12 protein-coding genes are annotated in these 15,063 nt (G+C 63.7%); 4 read left to right on the top strand and 8 right to left on the bottom strand.

Annotated elements, in window-relative coordinates; translation table 11 throughout:
• Positions 1-12: 12 nt before the first annotated feature.
• Together CR105_RS21420 and CR105_RS21415 are read left to right on the top strand one after the other, a co-directional pair.
• Positions 13-735, top strand: a complete 723-nt coding sequence (locus CR105_RS21420; protein ID WP_099792002.1) for a M23 family metallopeptidase — start codon at positions 13-15, stop codon at positions 733-735.
• Between the two features lie 42 nt (positions 736-777).
• A complete protein-coding gene (locus tag CR105_RS21415; RefSeq protein ID WP_099792000.1) occupies positions 778-999 on the top strand; it encodes a hypothetical protein in 222 nt (73 codons plus the stop codon).
• Between the two features lie 87 nt (positions 1,000-1,086).
• On the opposite strand, the gene CR105_RS21410 is transcribed toward CR105_RS21415, so the two are convergent.
• The 6 genes from CR105_RS21410 to CR105_RS21380 all read right to left on the bottom strand — a co-directional run bounded on the left by CR105_RS21410 (position 1,087) and on the right by CR105_RS21380 (position 8,477).
• Positions 1,087-2,838 (bottom strand): M4 family metallopeptidase, encoded by a 1,752-nt coding sequence (locus CR105_RS21410; protein ID WP_099791998.1) that lies wholly within the window; start codon positions 2,836-2,838, stop codon positions 1,087-1,089.
• Between the two features lie 345 nt (positions 2,839-3,183).
• The gene (locus CR105_RS21405; RefSeq protein ID WP_131021763.1) at positions 3,184-3,528 is read right to left on the bottom strand and encodes a hypothetical protein; all 345 of its coding nucleotides are present in this window, start codon (positions 3,526-3,528) and stop codon (positions 3,184-3,186) included.
• 230 nt (positions 3,529-3,758) lie between these two features.
• Positions 3,759-4,043, bottom strand: coding sequence for a hypothetical protein (locus CR105_RS21400; RefSeq protein ID WP_099791993.1), 285 nt, complete (start codon positions 4,041-4,043; stop codon positions 3,759-3,761).
• A gap of 246 nt (positions 4,044-4,289) precedes the next feature.
• Complete coding sequence (locus CR105_RS21395; RefSeq protein ID WP_099791991.1) at positions 4,290-4,733, bottom strand: hypothetical protein; 444 nt, start codon at positions 4,731-4,733, stop codon at positions 4,290-4,292.
• A gap of 12 nt (positions 4,734-4,745) precedes the next feature.
• On the bottom strand, positions 4,746-5,528 hold the full coding sequence (locus CR105_RS28455) for a hypothetical protein (protein WP_099791989.1): 783 nt from the start codon (positions 5,526-5,528) through the stop codon (positions 4,746-4,748).
• Positions 5,529-6,743: 1,215 nt separating this feature from the next.
• Positions 6,744-8,477 (bottom strand): M4 family metallopeptidase, encoded by a 1,734-nt coding sequence (locus tag CR105_RS21380; protein ID WP_099792136.1) that lies wholly within the window; start codon positions 8,475-8,477, stop codon positions 6,744-6,746.
• A gap of 302 nt (positions 8,478-8,779) precedes the next feature.
• On the opposite strand from CR105_RS21380, the gene CR105_RS21375 reads away from it, so the two are divergent.
• Positions 8,780-11,914, top strand: coding sequence for a hybrid sensor histidine kinase/response regulator (locus CR105_RS21375; RefSeq protein WP_229414055.1), 3,135 nt, complete (start codon positions 8,780-8,782; stop codon positions 11,912-11,914).
• A 44-nt stretch (positions 11,915-11,958) separates the two neighbouring features.
• Here the strand turns inward: CR105_RS21375 and CR105_RS21370 are convergent, their stop codons facing one another.
• Both CR105_RS21370 and CR105_RS21365 read right to left on the bottom strand, forming a co-directional pair.
• On the bottom strand, positions 11,959-13,617 hold the full coding sequence (locus CR105_RS21370; RefSeq protein WP_099791985.1) for a methyl-accepting chemotaxis protein: 1,659 nt from the start codon (positions 13,615-13,617) through the stop codon (positions 11,959-11,961).
• Positions 13,618-13,757: 140 nt separating this feature from the next.
• On the bottom strand, positions 13,758-14,129 hold the full coding sequence (locus CR105_RS21365) for a hypothetical protein (RefSeq protein ID WP_099791983.1): 372 nt from the start codon (positions 14,127-14,129) through the stop codon (positions 13,758-13,760).
• A 270-nt stretch (positions 14,130-14,399) separates the two neighbouring features.
• On the opposite strand from CR105_RS21365, the gene CR105_RS21360 reads away from it, so the two are divergent.
• Positions 14,400-14,597 (top strand): hypothetical protein, encoded by a 198-nt coding sequence (locus CR105_RS21360; protein WP_099791981.1) that lies wholly within the window; start codon positions 14,400-14,402, stop codon positions 14,595-14,597.
• Positions 14,598-15,063: the final 466 nt, after the last annotated feature.

Below are 15,063 nucleotides of genomic sequence, written 5' to 3'. Positions count from 1 at the left end.
AAGGAGAATCGAATGAAATGGCTGTTGACCTTACTGGCCGGCGTGCTGCTCGGCGCCGGCGGACTGTTTATGTTCCTGCGCCAGGTCCCGCATGATGCTCCCGTCGCTCCCGTCGTCGCCGTCGTCAGCGCGCCTGGCGCCACCGCTGCCGGCGCACCGGTCACTCCGACCGACCCGATGGCCGCGGCGCTGCCGCCGGCGCCGGTCGTGTCGACCGACCTGACCGAAGCGGACCTGCCGCTGCGCCCGACGCAGCAGGAGATCCCGATGCCGAGCGACGTCGTCAGTGAAGGCGCGGCCAAATCGTCGGCCAAGCTGATGATTCCGGTCGAAGGCATCAAGCTGAGCCAACTGTCGGACAACTTTGACCAGCCGCGCGGCAAGGAGCGTCATCACGAAGCGCTCGACATCATGGCGCCGAAAGGCACCAAGGTCATCGCCGTGGCCGACGGCAAGGTCGTCAAGCTGTTCAACAGCAAGCCGGGCGGCCTGACCGTCTACCAGTTCGACCCGACCGAGAAGTACGCGTATTATTACGCCCACCTCGACCGTTATGCGGACGGGGTCAAGGAAGGCACCGTGCTCAAGCGCGGCGACCTGGTCGGCTATGTCGGCGTGACCGGCAACTCCGATCCGAAAGCACCGCACCTGCACTTCGCCGTCGTTGAACTGACGCCGAAGAAAGAGTGGTGGAAAGGCATTTCGGTCAACCCTTACCCGATGATGGGCGAATAAGACCGCGTCACCCTAACGAATAAAACAACAAGAAAGATCACCATGAACAGCACCAGAATCATCGGCATCATCCTCATCGTCGCCGGCGTGGCGGGCCTCGCCTTCGGCGGCTTCAGCTTCACCAAGGAAACCCACAAGGCGAGCCTGGGCCCGATCAACCTGTCGGTTGCCGAAGAAAAGAGCGTCGACATCCCGTTGTGGGCGAGCATCGCCGCGATCGTCGCCGGCGCCGCCGTGCTGGTGGCGGGCGGCTCGAAGCGCTGATCGGCAACACCGATCGAGCGGCTACGGCCGAGATGAAAAGCCCTGCGGTTCGCGGGGCTTTTTTACGACGGTACCGCAGGCGGCGCCCTACTCGTCGATATCGGCGCCGACGTTGATGGCCGCATAGGCGCGCTGCACCGCCTTGTCTTCCTTGCTGCCGACGCCGTACAGTTCCCGCGCCGACTGCAACATCTTGCTGCGCGCGTCGGCGTAGTTGGTGCTGGCGGTAAACTTGGTGGTGTTGGCCTTGAACCAGATGCGAAACGCCTTGTCGGTGCCGATCCCGGTCATCGCCAGCGGCGTCTTGACCAGGTAGGGGCTGCCGAATTCGCTGCCCTTGCCGGCGTTCGAGCCTTGCGACAGGAAATAGAACATCCGGTTGTTCGGCCCGCTGCTGTAATGCACGTCGAGGTTCTTGAGCGAAATGCTCCACGCGTCCGGGCTGCTGCCGTCCTTGCTCGGCTTGTACATCCAGCGCAGCGGCGTGCCGGTGCGGCTGATTTCCTTGCCGGTCTGCCAGTCGTTGCCGGCATTCGGAATCGAGGCGCCGGTGCCGCCGGCGCGCGCATACGACTCGACAACGTCGCCGGTGATGTCCGACGACGATTCGTTCAGGCCGCCTGATTCGCCCGAATAGATCAGGTTCGATGTCGCCGCCGTGACGCCGTGGCCCATCTCGTGGCCGATCACGTCGATCGAGCCGAGGTTGGTGAAAAACGAGCCGTCGCCGATGAACATGCACTTGCAAGTGTCGCTGTAATAGGCGTTGTCGTAGGCGGTGTTGACGTGCACGGCAATGTAGGTGGAGGTGTTGTGACCGTCCAGCGACAGCCAGCCGAGTGCGTTCTTCAGCGTGTCGTAGGTGTTCATCAAGCCCCACAGCGCATTGACCGCGGCGGTCTGGCCGTTGGCGCTGGTGGTGCTGGTGCCCTCGACGTACTGCTTGCCGTCGCCCCATTCATTGGTCGGGTTGCTGTAGACGGCGCCGGGCGAGGTGCTGTGGTTGGCGTTGGTAATGGCCATCGCGCCGAACAGGCCGCCGGTGCCGCGCTCCGGGTCGACCATCACGTACCTGGCGCCGGACATCGAGGTGCTGATCGGCACGTTGCCGTTGTACTGGCTGCGGCCGATGCCGGTCGCCGTTTGCAACATGCTCCACTGGTGGATGATGCGCCCGTCGAGCGCGCTGACGACGGTGTCGTGGTAGACCGGCTTGCCGCCGACGAGCATGCGCGTGTGCACCAGGTAGGACAATTCGTAGCTGGCGACGACGTCTTCGACGTCGAGCGCGTTGAGTTCGTCGTCGGGCTTGTTGACGGCGGCCGGCACGCGCTCGGTTCTCATGATCGGATAGATGATCAGCTCGGCGCTGGGCGGCGTGACATGGGTGGCGCCGACCGGCAGCGAGCGCAGCGCGGCGTCGATCGCCGCTTTGGTGCTCAGCGTCGGCGTCACGCCGAACTCGGCCGTCGCCGCGCCGAGGCGGTTGGCGCTGCCCTTGCCCAGGAACAGGCGGCGGTCCGACCCCGCTTCGCTGACCAGCTTGCCGCTTGGGTCGGTGACGACGACCGATTCGGAGCCGAAGATGCGCACTCCCTTGTAGGTGTGGTCGATACGGGTGACCTGGGCGCCGCCCTCGCCCGGATGCTGGCGGCTGACGGCGAAGCCGTGGTCGGCGTCGAGGCCGTGGGCGGCGCGCTGCGCCGTCAAGCTTGCCACCAGCGCCGCGGTCGCCTGCGGCGTCGGCGCCTTGGATGGACTCATCAGCGGGGCGGCGGCGGCGCCGGCGAGCGCGGCGGCACTGACCGCGGCGGCCAGCAGGGTTTTGCGGATGTTCATCTCTTCTCCAATAAAGTGGACCGCCCCGGGTAGCGAACTGGGCACTAAGATATTGGTCGAGGATTTGGCGCAGGCTGTTGAACAATCGCAAAGGCGATGTCAATGCAAACACCCCCGAAACCACCATGCCCAAGGCATAGCGTGTTCGGGGCCGTCCTGCCGCAGCGCATTGAAGCTCGTCCAATGGGTAGTCGCAATTGGAAGGGTGGCAGCAGCAGCGGGTATTTGTTGAACACATTGGGGTGGGCGCGCGCCAGCGCATAGACAGTGCAGTAACCGACAGCCTGGGTGCGATCGACTTGGCAGCTTTCGCCGACGCGCCGCGGAGCACCGCAGGCCCATCGATCAGGTCGTGCTAGTTTTGAGCTTCAGATACAACGGCGGCGCGAAGCGGAACGGGCGTTGATGTGATCGCGGCCCGGTAGCTGGCACAAGATCAACCAGAAAGGCTTTAATCAAGTTGTCCCGATTAGCGGGCCATGTTTCAGGCAAGCTGCTTTCGTTTAGTTCGTCGGCCCGCTGTTCGATTAGCCTATCGATGGCAGGGATATAGGCGGTGGTCCTTTCCTTGTATGAGCGTTGAATCAGTGCGTCGACTATGCCGTAGTGGGTTTCAGTGTGCAATTTTGGCGGCAGCAGCCGGGGGGATTTTGCGATCTCGTCATGTTGAACGACGGCGAGCATACGCATGGCCCTATCGCCGACTATTTGACATAGTGCTTGGTAGCCTGACGGTTCAAGCTGGCTCATCGGCCATTGAATCAAGTTTAGCCGCTCGCTATCGTTGCGCGTAATGACTAGCGTCGGCTCGCTGTTTTTGTTCACTAGCCTGATGGTTATGTTGGGTAGCATGAGGATTATCGGTTTGAAAGTTGTAATCTTGGTGTCGGCGCGACTACTCCTAGGCGGGAGGCAATGTCTCACGCAACATCGCCCAAGAGTCGGCCAACCCGGTCTTCGGGAAAGCGCTGAAAAAGGTTGTCGAGCGCCTGTGTGTAGGCACTGGTTTCGTCTCTGCCCGCGGGGTATAGCAGCAAAATCGCCAATCGATGCGGGTCGTGGTGCGGCAGTGGCGGCAGCAGCCGCGGGTATTTGTTGAACACGTCGGGGTGGGCGCGCGCCAGCGCATAGACCGTGCTGTAGCCGACAGATTGGCACAGCTTATGGAAACGTTCACGCTCGACGTGGCCGAGGTCGTGGTGCACGCTGTTTTGGACTTTGGTATTTTCAAGTCGAACCAGAATGCCGCTTGCCGGCGTCGCTGGCGGTCACAGATATGATTTGGATTTAAGGTGCTACGTGCTCCAGGCGCCCCATACCCCAATCCCCAATACCCCAGGACTACTGTCGACCTGTCCTTACAGGGGCCACAAAAAAAATCGTAAGCCTGGGTGCGATCGACTTGCCGGCTGTCGCCGGCGCGTCGCGAAGCGCCACAGGCCCATTGTCGATCAGGTCGCGCTGTGTCGCATGAAGGAACTTCGCAGCGTCGGCCATTGCTCGGGCAGGCTGGTCTTTTCCAGCAGATCGGCGTTGGACTTGAAGATGGCGTCCAGGGCTGGCACGTAGGAGCTGGTCTGCTCCCTGACAGATCGCCGGATCAGGGTTTGCACCAGCTGGATGATTTCCTCCAGCTCGGTGAGCATGTCAGGCGGTTTGAGCGGCGGGTGCGGCTCCAGCAGCTCAGGGTGGGCGGCGTGCAGCAGCCTCCAGACCGCGTTGCCGACCCGGTCGCATGCAGCCATGTAGCCCGCCGGCGCGAGCATGACAAGCGGCCAGGATACCGAGCGGATATCCTTGGGTTGGGCGTCGTCGGCATCGGTTCGGCGAACCTCGATGCTGGTGCGGCCGTCCTTTGTCGTCAGGGCGACGATGATGCGTGGTTCTTCGATCATGGGTGGCTCCTTTTAGGGGGCTTTGTGCTCGCCGTTGCCGGTTTGCTCTTTGGCGGTACGGATACGTGCCGTTTGACGTTCAATCGCGCGGGTGCTGCCGACAAGATAGTCCCTGTAGTCGATGCTCTTGAGCCTCAGATACAGGTCGAGCTGGTCCATCTCGGTATTGTCGATCCGCTCGCAGATGACGATCAACTGCTCCAGGGTCTTGCCAGAGAGAGTGGAGTCGGGGCCGCGCTCATTGTCCCGCTGTTCCTGACCATTGGTGCAGAAGACACTGGCGTTGTTGCACCAGGTCTGCGGAAACCACGGCGTGCGGGCTGGCAGCCGCTCCGGTTCTCCACCGATGACCGGCAGACCGCCTCTGCCGCCACATTCAACCGTCCACGCATTGATCGGCCGGCAGCCGACTGTCTCAGTTTCTTCCGGCTGCTCTGGGCGCTGGCCTGTGATGACGACCACCTGGCACATGTTCTGGCCGGCGGAGTTGAGGCATGGGTCGCCATCGCCATTGTCATTGCCGGATGGGTATTCGCAGTTGAACTGGCAATCGTTAGTCGCAGGGGTGGCCGGGATCGGATCGTAGTTCCCACCGCCGCCGCCACCGCCGCCGTCACCTCCGCCTCCACCGCTCTCGTAGCTGCCGCCGACGCAATCGTCGCTGCCTTCGTCGTCGTAGCTGCAAGTGATGCCGCCACCGCCCCCGCTGCCGCCGTTGCCGGCGTCAACCAGGCTGGCGGTGGCTCCAACGCGCACCGAGGTTTGACCTGGCCGCGGCGCATACGACACCTCCATCGGTTGAAGTGCTTCACCTGCTTTCTCGTGCGAGCGAGGAAGTGGGCGACCACGTAACGCATGCGCTTGGGCTCTACCTCCACGCCCGGCGTGATCTTGAACGTCAGGATAGGCTCGCCCTTTGGCCCACGACGCGCGCCGACCTCGATGTCCTTCATCAAGGCGGTGGGTGCGATTGGAGCGCAGGCGACCAGGTGGCGGCTGGGGGAGCACAGGCTGTAGTATTTATGCCCCTTGGCGATCCAACTTGGGGATTTGGCAACCAGGGTGGTTGGGATCATCTGGCTGACCTTGCCCGCCTGGCTTGCTGCCGCAGCACCCTCGGCCTCAATGGCGCCGGCGCCACCACAGTTTTCTTGATGGGAAACGTCACTACGGGCGCGGGTATGCTTTTCTTGACGGGAACCGCCACTACGGGCGCGGGCTTGCTCTTGATGACGACCGGCGCGGCCGGCGCGGTCAACGTGACGCTTTTGGTGGGTGGAGCTGCTAGTGCCGGTGTACCGAGGCTGGCGCACAGGGCGGCCATGATTATTGCGGAGAGGGAGGTTCTCACGTCAGACCTTTCAAGTATCAAAAGACCAACGTAGATCGCACTTTGTTCAATCTTTCACATTGCGAGGTATCATGGATCGGCACGTCAAGCCGGTATTGGTTGGCATTGCTATGTTGTCGGGTTGTCCAAGTCGAGGCCATCCCTGCGGACGCTATTTCACGCCAATTCGCCCACCTCGGAAGCGATCAAGGCTTCGAACTGGAGCGCCATGAACTCGGCCTGGTCCGCTGAGCACCTTTGAAATGTCTTGGCCCGAATGTGGCCGCTGCCGATATTTCGCTGGTTGCTGCCGCCTCCCGCCTATCCGGCGACGTAGATCAGTCAGCCGGCTGGCAGGTCGGTCGACAGTGCGCTGCCCGTTCAGAACGTGAACGCGTGTTGAAGCCGCTTCAAGCAGTGGCTGCGCCGGTTGCGTTGCGAGCCGCTATTTGTCGAACGATCTAGTCTGACGCCGGGCAATCGACGCCGATCGGATCGGTTCGCCCGAGATCTGCTGCTGAGAGCGGCGCTCGGCGCGCCCCCCCGAGTTGGCGATGGCATAGCCAACGCAAACAGCCCCGAAAACGCTATGCCGGCGGCATAGCGTATTCGGGGCTGTCGTGCCGCCGCGCCGGCAAAGGCGTGGCGGCATGCTGACTGCATCGTTAGCGCATCAACTGTTACTCGGCAATGTCGAGGCCGACATTGATCGCCGCGTAGGCGCGCGTGACCGCTTTCGCTTCCACGCTGCCGACACCGTACAGTTCCTGCGCGGCCGCCAGCACTTTCAGGCGCGCATCGGCGTAGTTGGTGGACGAGGTGAACTTGGTGGTCAGCGCCTTGAACCAGATGCGGAACGCCTTGTCGGTGCCGATGCCGGTCATCGCCAGCGGCGCCTTGGTCAGGTAGGCACTGTGGGTGTCGCTGCCGACGGTAGCGCTGGAGCCCTTGGCCAGGAAGTAGAACATGCGGTTGTTCGGGCCGCTGCTGTAGTGCACGTCGAGGCGCTTCATCGAGCTGCTCCACGCGTTCGGGCTGGAGCCGTCCTTGCTTGGCTTGAACATGTAGCGCAGCGGCAGGCCGTTCTTGGCGATTTCGGTGCCCATCTTCCAGTCGTTGCCGGTGCTCGGAATAACGCTGCCGGTGCCGCCGGCGCGCGCATACGCTTCCACCGCTTCGCCCTGAATGTCCGAGGCCGACTCGTTCAGGCCGCCCGACTCGGCGCGGTAGACCAGGTTCGACGTCGCCGCCGTGACGCCGTGGCCCATCTCGTGGCCGATCACGTCGATCGAGCCGAGGTTGGTGAACGAGGCGCCGCCGTCGCCGATGTACATGCACTTGCAGGTGTCGCTGTAGTAGGCGTTGTCGTAGGCGGTGTTGACGTGCGCGGCGATGTAGGTCGCCGTGTTATTGCCGTCGAGCGACTGCCAGCCGAGCGTGTTCTTGAGCATGTCGTAGGTGTTCATCAGGCCCCACATGGCGTTCACCGCCGCGGTCTGGCCGTTGGCATTGGTGGTGCTGCCGCCGTTGATGTACTGCAGCCCGTCGCCCCAGGTGTTGCTGGTGTTGGTGTAGACCGCCCCGGCGCTGGTGGTGTGATTGGCGTTGGTGATGGCCATCGCGCCGAAGGTGCCGCCGACGCCGCGCAGCGGGTCTTTCATCGAATAGGTGGTGCCCGACAAGGTCGTACTGAGCGGCACGCTGCCGTTGTACTGGCTATTGCCGGTGCCGACGACGGTCTGCACCATGCTCCAATGGTCGAGCACGCTGCCGTCGCGGGCGCTGACGACGGTGTCGTGGAAGACCGGCTTGTTGCCGACCGTCATGCGGGTCGATACCAGCCAGGCCAGCTGGTAGCTGTCGACCACTTCCTCGAGGTCGAGCGCGTTCAGGTCCGCTTCGGCCTTGTTGGCGGCGCCGGCCACGCGCACTTCCTTCATGACCGGGTAGATGATCAGTTCAGCCTTGGGCGCCTGCAGATGGGCGCCGCCCGGGGCGACCGCGCCGACGACCTTGTCGATGGCATGCCTGGCGGCGACCGACGGCGCCACGTCCATGTCTTTTTGCTTCAGGCCGGCGCGGCGGTCCGACACCGATTCGCTGATGATGGCCCCGCGCGGGCCGCTGACGACCACCGATTCGGACTGGAACACGCGCACGCCCTTGAAGGTATGGTCGGCGCGGCTGATGGTGGTGCCCTCGACGCCCGGGTGCTGCTTGGCGACGACGAAGCTGTGGCGATTATCGAGACCGAGCTTGCCGCGCTGCGAGTTGAGCTGGGCGACCAGGTTGGCTTTGTCTTGTTGTGATTGCACGGCAGGCGCTCCCATCAACTGCCCGGCACTGGCCTGGCCGCACACCATCAGAGGGAGGGCCGCGATCGATACCGCCAGCAGCGTTTTACGAAGATTCATCATATCTCCAATCGGTAGTTCGTCTATGTTCGGTTTACCCCAATTGCCGGGGATAAAGCCAACATAGTCCCACCGAACTGGCGAAGTCAAGAATGTCGAAGAATCGGACACGGCCGCGTCAAGTGTCCCATTTTAGACATGTTCAGCTGCAACTTTTCCAGATAGCATTACTGCAGCCCCGGATGTGGTACCCTGCACCGGCGCCGGCTGATCCAGCGGCGCGCGTCACGTTCCACACGGCTTCGCCGTTACCTTCTTTGAGCCGAGGCTGGCGCTCAGTCTTATCCAAGCCCAGGTTTCTCATGAAAACGATTTCCAAGCGGTCGGTCGACCGGCTATCGCTGGCCGGCTTCGGCGCTTCCGCCGCCGGCCTGTTCGTCATCGGCATTCTTGCCATGCGCGCCAATGCCGAGCCGCTCGACGCCGTGCCGGTGCTGGTTGTCAGCGCCCTGCTGTTTGTCGCCTTCCTGGTCATGGTGGTGCTGAGCCTGAAACTGCGCGTCGTGTCGGCCGAGCCGGTTGGCAGTCCGCTACCCCTGATCAAGGCCGGCGCGCTGCAAAACGCCATCTTCAACAGCGCCAATTTCTCCAGCATCGCCACCGACGCCCAGGGCGTGATCCAGATTTTCAACGTCGGCGCCGAACGCATGCTCGGCTACCTGGCCGCCGACGTCGTCGACAAGATCACCCCGGCCGACATCTCCGACCCGCAGGAAGTGATCGCCCGCGCCAAGACCTTGACCGCCGAACTCGATACGCCCATTTCGCCCGGCTTCGAAGCGCTCGTATTCAAGGCCTCGCGCGGCATCGAAGACATTTACGAGCTGACCTACATCCGCAAGGACGGCAGCCGCTTCCCGGCGGTGGTGTCGGTGACCGCATTGCGCGACGCCGAAGAAACCATCATCGGCTACCTGCTGATCGGCACCGACAACACCGCCCGCAAGGAAGCCGAAGAAGCTTTGGTGCGCGCCGGCGCCCTGCAGACGGCCATTTTCAACAGCGCCAACTTCTCCAGCATCGCCACCGACGCCCAGGGCGTGATCCAGATTTTCAACGTCGGCGCCGAACGCATGCTCGGCTACACCGCCGCCGACGTCGTCGACAAGATCACCCCGGCCAACATCTCCGACCCGCAGGAAGTGATCGAACGGGCCGAGTCGCTCAGCACCGAACTCGGTGAAGCGATTTCGCCCGGCTTCGAAGCGCTCGTGTTCAAGGCCTCGCGCGGCATCGAGGACATTTACGAGCTGACCTACATCCGCAAGGACGGCAGCCGCTTCCCGGCGATCGTGTCGGTCACCGCGCTGCGCGACGCCCAGGGCACCATTATCGGCTACCTGTTGATCGGCACCGACAACACCGCCCGCAAGCAAGCCGAAGAAGCTTTGGTGCGCGCCGGCGCGCTGCAGACGGCCATTTTCAACAGCGCCAACTTCTCCAGCATCGCCACCGACGCCCAGGGCGTGATCCAGATTTTCAACGTCGGCGCCGAACGCATGCTCGGCTACACCGCCGCCGACGTCGTCGACAAGATCACCCCGGCCAACATTTCCGACCCGCAGGAAGTGATCGAACGGGCCGAGTCGCTCAGCATGGAGCTCGGCGAAGCGATTTCGCCCGGCTTCGAGGCGCTCGTGTTCAAGGCCTCGCGCGGCATCGAGGACATCTACGAACTGACCTACATCCGCAAGGACGGCAGCCGTTTCGCCGCGATCGTGTCGGTCACGGCGCTGCGCGACGCCCAGGGCACCATCATCGGCTACCTGTTGATCGGCACCGACAACACCGCGCGCAAGCAGGTCGAGGCGGAACAGGCGCTGCTCGACCAGAGCCTGCGCGACCAGCAGTTCTACACTCGCTCGCTGATCGAATCGAACATCGACGCCTTGATGACGACCGACCCGCGCGGCATTATCAGCGACGTCAACCACCAGATGGAAAAGTTGACCGGCTGTACCCGCGACGAGCTGATCGGCGCGCCGTTCAAGAACTATTTCACCGACCAGACGCGCGCCGAGGCCGGCATCAAGCGTGTGCTGCGCGAAGGCAAGGTCACCAACTACGAACTGACCGCGCTGGCGCGCGACGGCAAGGAGACGGTCGTGTCGTACAACGCCACCACCTTCTACGATCGCGACCGCAACCTGAAAGGCGTGTTCGCCGCCGCGCGCGACGTCACCGACCGCAAGCAGTTCGAGCACACGCTGCAGATCAACAACGTCGAACTGGAAAGCGCCAAGGCGGCGGCGGAAAAAGCCAACCTGGCCAAATCGGAATTCTTGTCGAGCATGAGCCACGAACTGCGCACGCCGCTCAACGGCGTGCTCGGCTTCGCCCAGCTGATGCAGTCCGAAACGCCGCCGCCGACGCCATCGCAGCAGCGCTCGATCCAGCACATCCTCAAGGGCGGCTGGTATCTGCTGCGCCTGATCAACGAGATTCTCGACCTGGCGATGATCGAATCGGGCAAGGTCACCATTTCGTCCGAGCCGATGTGCCTGGCCGAAGTGCTGCAGGATTGCCGCGGCCTGATCGGCGCGCAGGCAGACAAGCGCGACATCGCGCTGGTGTTCCCGGCTGTCGGCACGCCGGTCTACATCTACGCCGACCTGACGCGCGTCAAGCAGGTGATGATCAACCTGCTGTCGAACGCCATCAAGTACAACCGCCCTGGCGGCATGGTGACGGTGCGTTGCCTGGCCGTTGGCGACAACCGCGTCCGCGTCTATGTCAAGGACACCGGCGCCGGCCTCGCCCCCGCGCAAATCGCCCAGTTATTCCAGCCGTTCAATCGGCTCGGACAGGAAGACAGCACCGAGGAAGGCACCGGTATCGGCCTGGTCGTCACCAAGCAGCTGGTCGAGTTAATGGGCGGCCAGATCGGGGTGGAGAGCGCGCCTGGCGTGGGCACCGAATTCTGGGTCGAGTTCGCCGCCGCGCATGAGCCGGCGCTCAGTACGCTGGCCGTCGCCGCGCCGGCTGAAGGCGTCAACGCCCCGTTGCCGGCGCTGACGCCATCGGCGCAGCGCACCTTGCTGTACGTGGAAGACAACCCGGCCAACCTGGCGCTGGTCGAGCTGCTGATCGAACGGCGCACCGACCTCAAGCTGCTGACCGCCATCAACGCCCACCTCGGCATCGTGTTGGCGCGCACCTGCCAGCCGGACCTGATCCTGATGGATATCAACCTGCCGGGCATGAGCGGCTATGGCGCGCTGAAGGTGCTGCAGAGCGATCCGGCCACGGCGCACATTCCGGTGATGGCGCTGTCGGCCAACGCGGTGCCGCGCGACATCGAAAAAGGCATCGACGCCGGCTTCTTCCGCTACCTGACCAAGCCGATCAACGTGGTCGAATTCATGGACGCGCTCGACGTCGCGCTGCATCGCGCTGCCCAGCACGGCCTGGGCGAAGAAATCGACGCCGCGCTGTAGGCTGCTGGCGTCAACGCCGCGCAGCAGCCCGCAGATCCAGGTAATCAGGCCGTCACATAGCCTGCGTACGATGTCCTTGTTCGCGGCCCTGAGACGGCGCTGCGGCAGCTTTGTCCGGTCAGCTCAAGCATCGGCACCAACAACCCCGCAGCCGGCGTCTCTTCCAGCCGGAAATAGCCTACCAACGCCGAAAGTTCCGCCGCCTGGTCATGCAGCGCCTCGGTGGACGCGGCCGCCTGCTCGACCAGCGCCGCATTCTGCTGCGTCACCGCATCCATGTCGACGATCGCGCTGTTGATCTGTTCGATGCCGGCCTCCTGCTCCATGCTCGAGGCGCTGATGGCGCCGATGATTGCCGTCACCCGTCCCACGCTGCGCACGATTTCGTCCATCGTGTTGCCGGCCGCCTGCGTCAGGCGCCGGCCGCTGTCGATCTGCGCCACCGAATCGCCGATCAAGGTCTTGATCTCGCGCGCCGCCACCGACGAGCGCTGCGCCAGGTTGCGCACTTCGCCCGCCACGACGGCAAAGCCGCGCCCCTGCTCGCCCGCGCGCGCCGCCTCCACCGCGGCATTCAAGGCCAGCAGGTTGGTCTGAAACGCGATGGCGTCGATGACGCCGGTGATGTCGACGATCTTGGCCGCAAAGCCGCTGATCGCCGCCATCGTATCGACCACATCGGCAACTGCCTTGCCGCCCTTGTCGGCTACTGCCGAGGCGTGCAGCGCCAGCTGGTTCGCTTCGCCGGCGTGCGCGCTGTTCTGCCTGACGGCCGCCGTCAGTTCTTCCATCGACGACGCCGTTTCTTCCAGCGCGCCGGCCTGTTTCTCGGTGCGCGACGACAGGTCGGCATTGCCGGTGGCGATTTCGGCCGACGCCACGTCCATCGCCAGCGCGCCGCCGCGCACCTGCGCCACGGTGGCGGCCAGGCGCGCGGTCATCTCGCCGAGTGCGGCGAGCAGCTGGCCGATCTCATCGGTCCTGGCGCTGGCGCCGGCCGCGGTCAGGTCGCCGCCGGCAACACGGACGATCTGCGCCACGGCGGCGCGCAAGGGCTTGACGATGCTGCGCGTGAGCGCCGACGCCAGCACGGCGCCGGCAACCAGCGCGAACACGCCCAGCCCCAGCATCAGGAACTTGCTGGCGGTGAACTGGCGGCCTGATTCGGTGGCGACCATCGCTGCCTGCTGTGCCTGGTAGGCCAGCAGGCTTTCGAGTGCGCCGGCATGGCGCTTGAACGACGTTTCGAGCGCGCCGTCGGCCAGCGTGGCGACATCCTGGGTGCGGCCCATGTCTTTCAGTTTGAACAGTTGCGTGCGCGCAGCCACGTAGGCGCTCCTGGCGGCGGCCGCGTCGGCCAGCAAGCCCTGCTCGGCCGTGTCGGGCGCCAGCGCGGCCAGCTGCGCCTCCAGCGCGATCTGTGCCTTCTCGCCGCCGGCCAGCTGCGCCTGGAAATAGTCGGTCACTTCAAGACTGTCGCTGCGCGCGATGGCCGCGACCCGGGTGCCGTTCAGGCGCGACAACGCCAGCACTTCCGACGTCAGCTGTCGCTTCGCCAGCTTTTCGCGCACCAGGCTCGATGTCGTGTCGTCCGCCGCTTGCAGACGCCACAGGGCGACCGCCGTCATCGTCGCCATGATCAGCAGGACCACGGCGAACGACAGCATGACGCGCGCGCCGGTGTTGAATCTTGTTATTTTCATTGATCGCATTCGGAGTTAAAGGATGCACCACGGATGATTCTGGGGAGCAACCAATTTTGACTCTAAAATGCTTCAGGATGATGACACGCGATGCAAACACAAAGCTCCCGATCGGGAGCTTTTTTGGCTGCTATGTGGCGTTAGCGCCGGCCATCCCAGCGGTGATCGCCGCGGCGGTGGTCGTCGCGCCAATGGTTGTGGCGCCATTGCTCGCGCCGCCACTGTTCGCGGCGCCATTCTTCGCGCCGCAGCCATTCCTGGCGCCGCATTTCCGCGGCGCGGCGGGCGCGCCAGTCGTGACGGCCGCGCCAGGCCGGCTCCGCGTAGCCGTAGCTGCGTGGCGCCGCGTAATAACCGGGCGGATGGCCGTACATCGGCTGGGCGCGGTATGAATAGTGGTGAACCGGCGGGCCGGCATGAATGCCAATCCGCACCTGCGTCGATGCCGACGCCGCCTGTGAAATGCCCAGCGCAAACGCGCCTGCCAACAATGCCTTCAAGTAAATATTCATGTTGTCTTCCTCTCGTGCTGCCCGCCGATGGCAGATGACGTCACTGTAGGACGGCAGAGGCGCGGGCGGTGCTAGCAGCTGGCAACATTTGTAACAGCCGGTAAATCGAGGGTCAAATTTAATTCCGGAAACTAGGCCCATTTTCCTACATCTTCAGCAGTAGAGTTCCTATTCGCAAATTGTGACATGCGGGTCATGATTTGTTCACCGGCTGTGTTCGTTGGCGTCAATCCCGGCGACCGCAGCCTCCAACAACACAGGAGAACAGACATGAGCAACCAACACCAGAGCGGCAAGGATTCCGACCACAGCGAGAGCGTGCGTAGCTCGCAAGGTTCGGGCGGTCCGCAGAAGTCCGGCAACCAGGGTTCATCGTCCGGAGGCAAAGACGGCAATCAGCAGTCGCAGACGCCGAAAGACGGCAACACCGACGGCGCGCAGCAGCCATCTGGACCAGGCAAGACCTGATCATTGTGCGTCCCGCGTAGCTGAGCATTAAAGAAACAAAACGCCCGTGCGCCGAACGGCCCGCGGGCGTTTTGCTGTGCGACCCGCTCTTGCCAATTCACACCAGCGGGGTCAGTGCCGGCAAACGTACACGGCCTCGTGCGTTAACGCGCTTTTCCAGCGGGGTCAGTGCCGGCAAACGTACACGGCCTCGTGCGTTGGGGCGCTTGCGCGGATCAGCTCGTGTACGATTGCCGGCACTGACCCCGCTGGAAGTTGGAATCGGCATAGGGGACGGCCCGAAGGCCGCTCCCCTGCCACACCACCCGGCATGCGGGTCCGCACCGGGCGGTTGGAACCGTTGACGTCATGGCACCGAACCCGGCGCGCCATGCCTGCGTTCATCTGTGTTCAACCCGGTCGATCGAGTTCTTCACTGTCGTGGAAACCATCGGCTTCACCTTGGTCTCCTGTTGACGAGCCCCGT

It is taken from the genome of Massilia eurypsychrophila, from assembly GCF_002760655.1.
Classification (GTDB): domain Bacteria; phylum Pseudomonadota; class Gammaproteobacteria; order Burkholderiales; family Burkholderiaceae_D; genus JAFCUW01.
The sequence above is the reverse complement of the archived record's forward strand: the minus strand, read 5'-3'. Positions and strand labels throughout refer to the sequence as shown.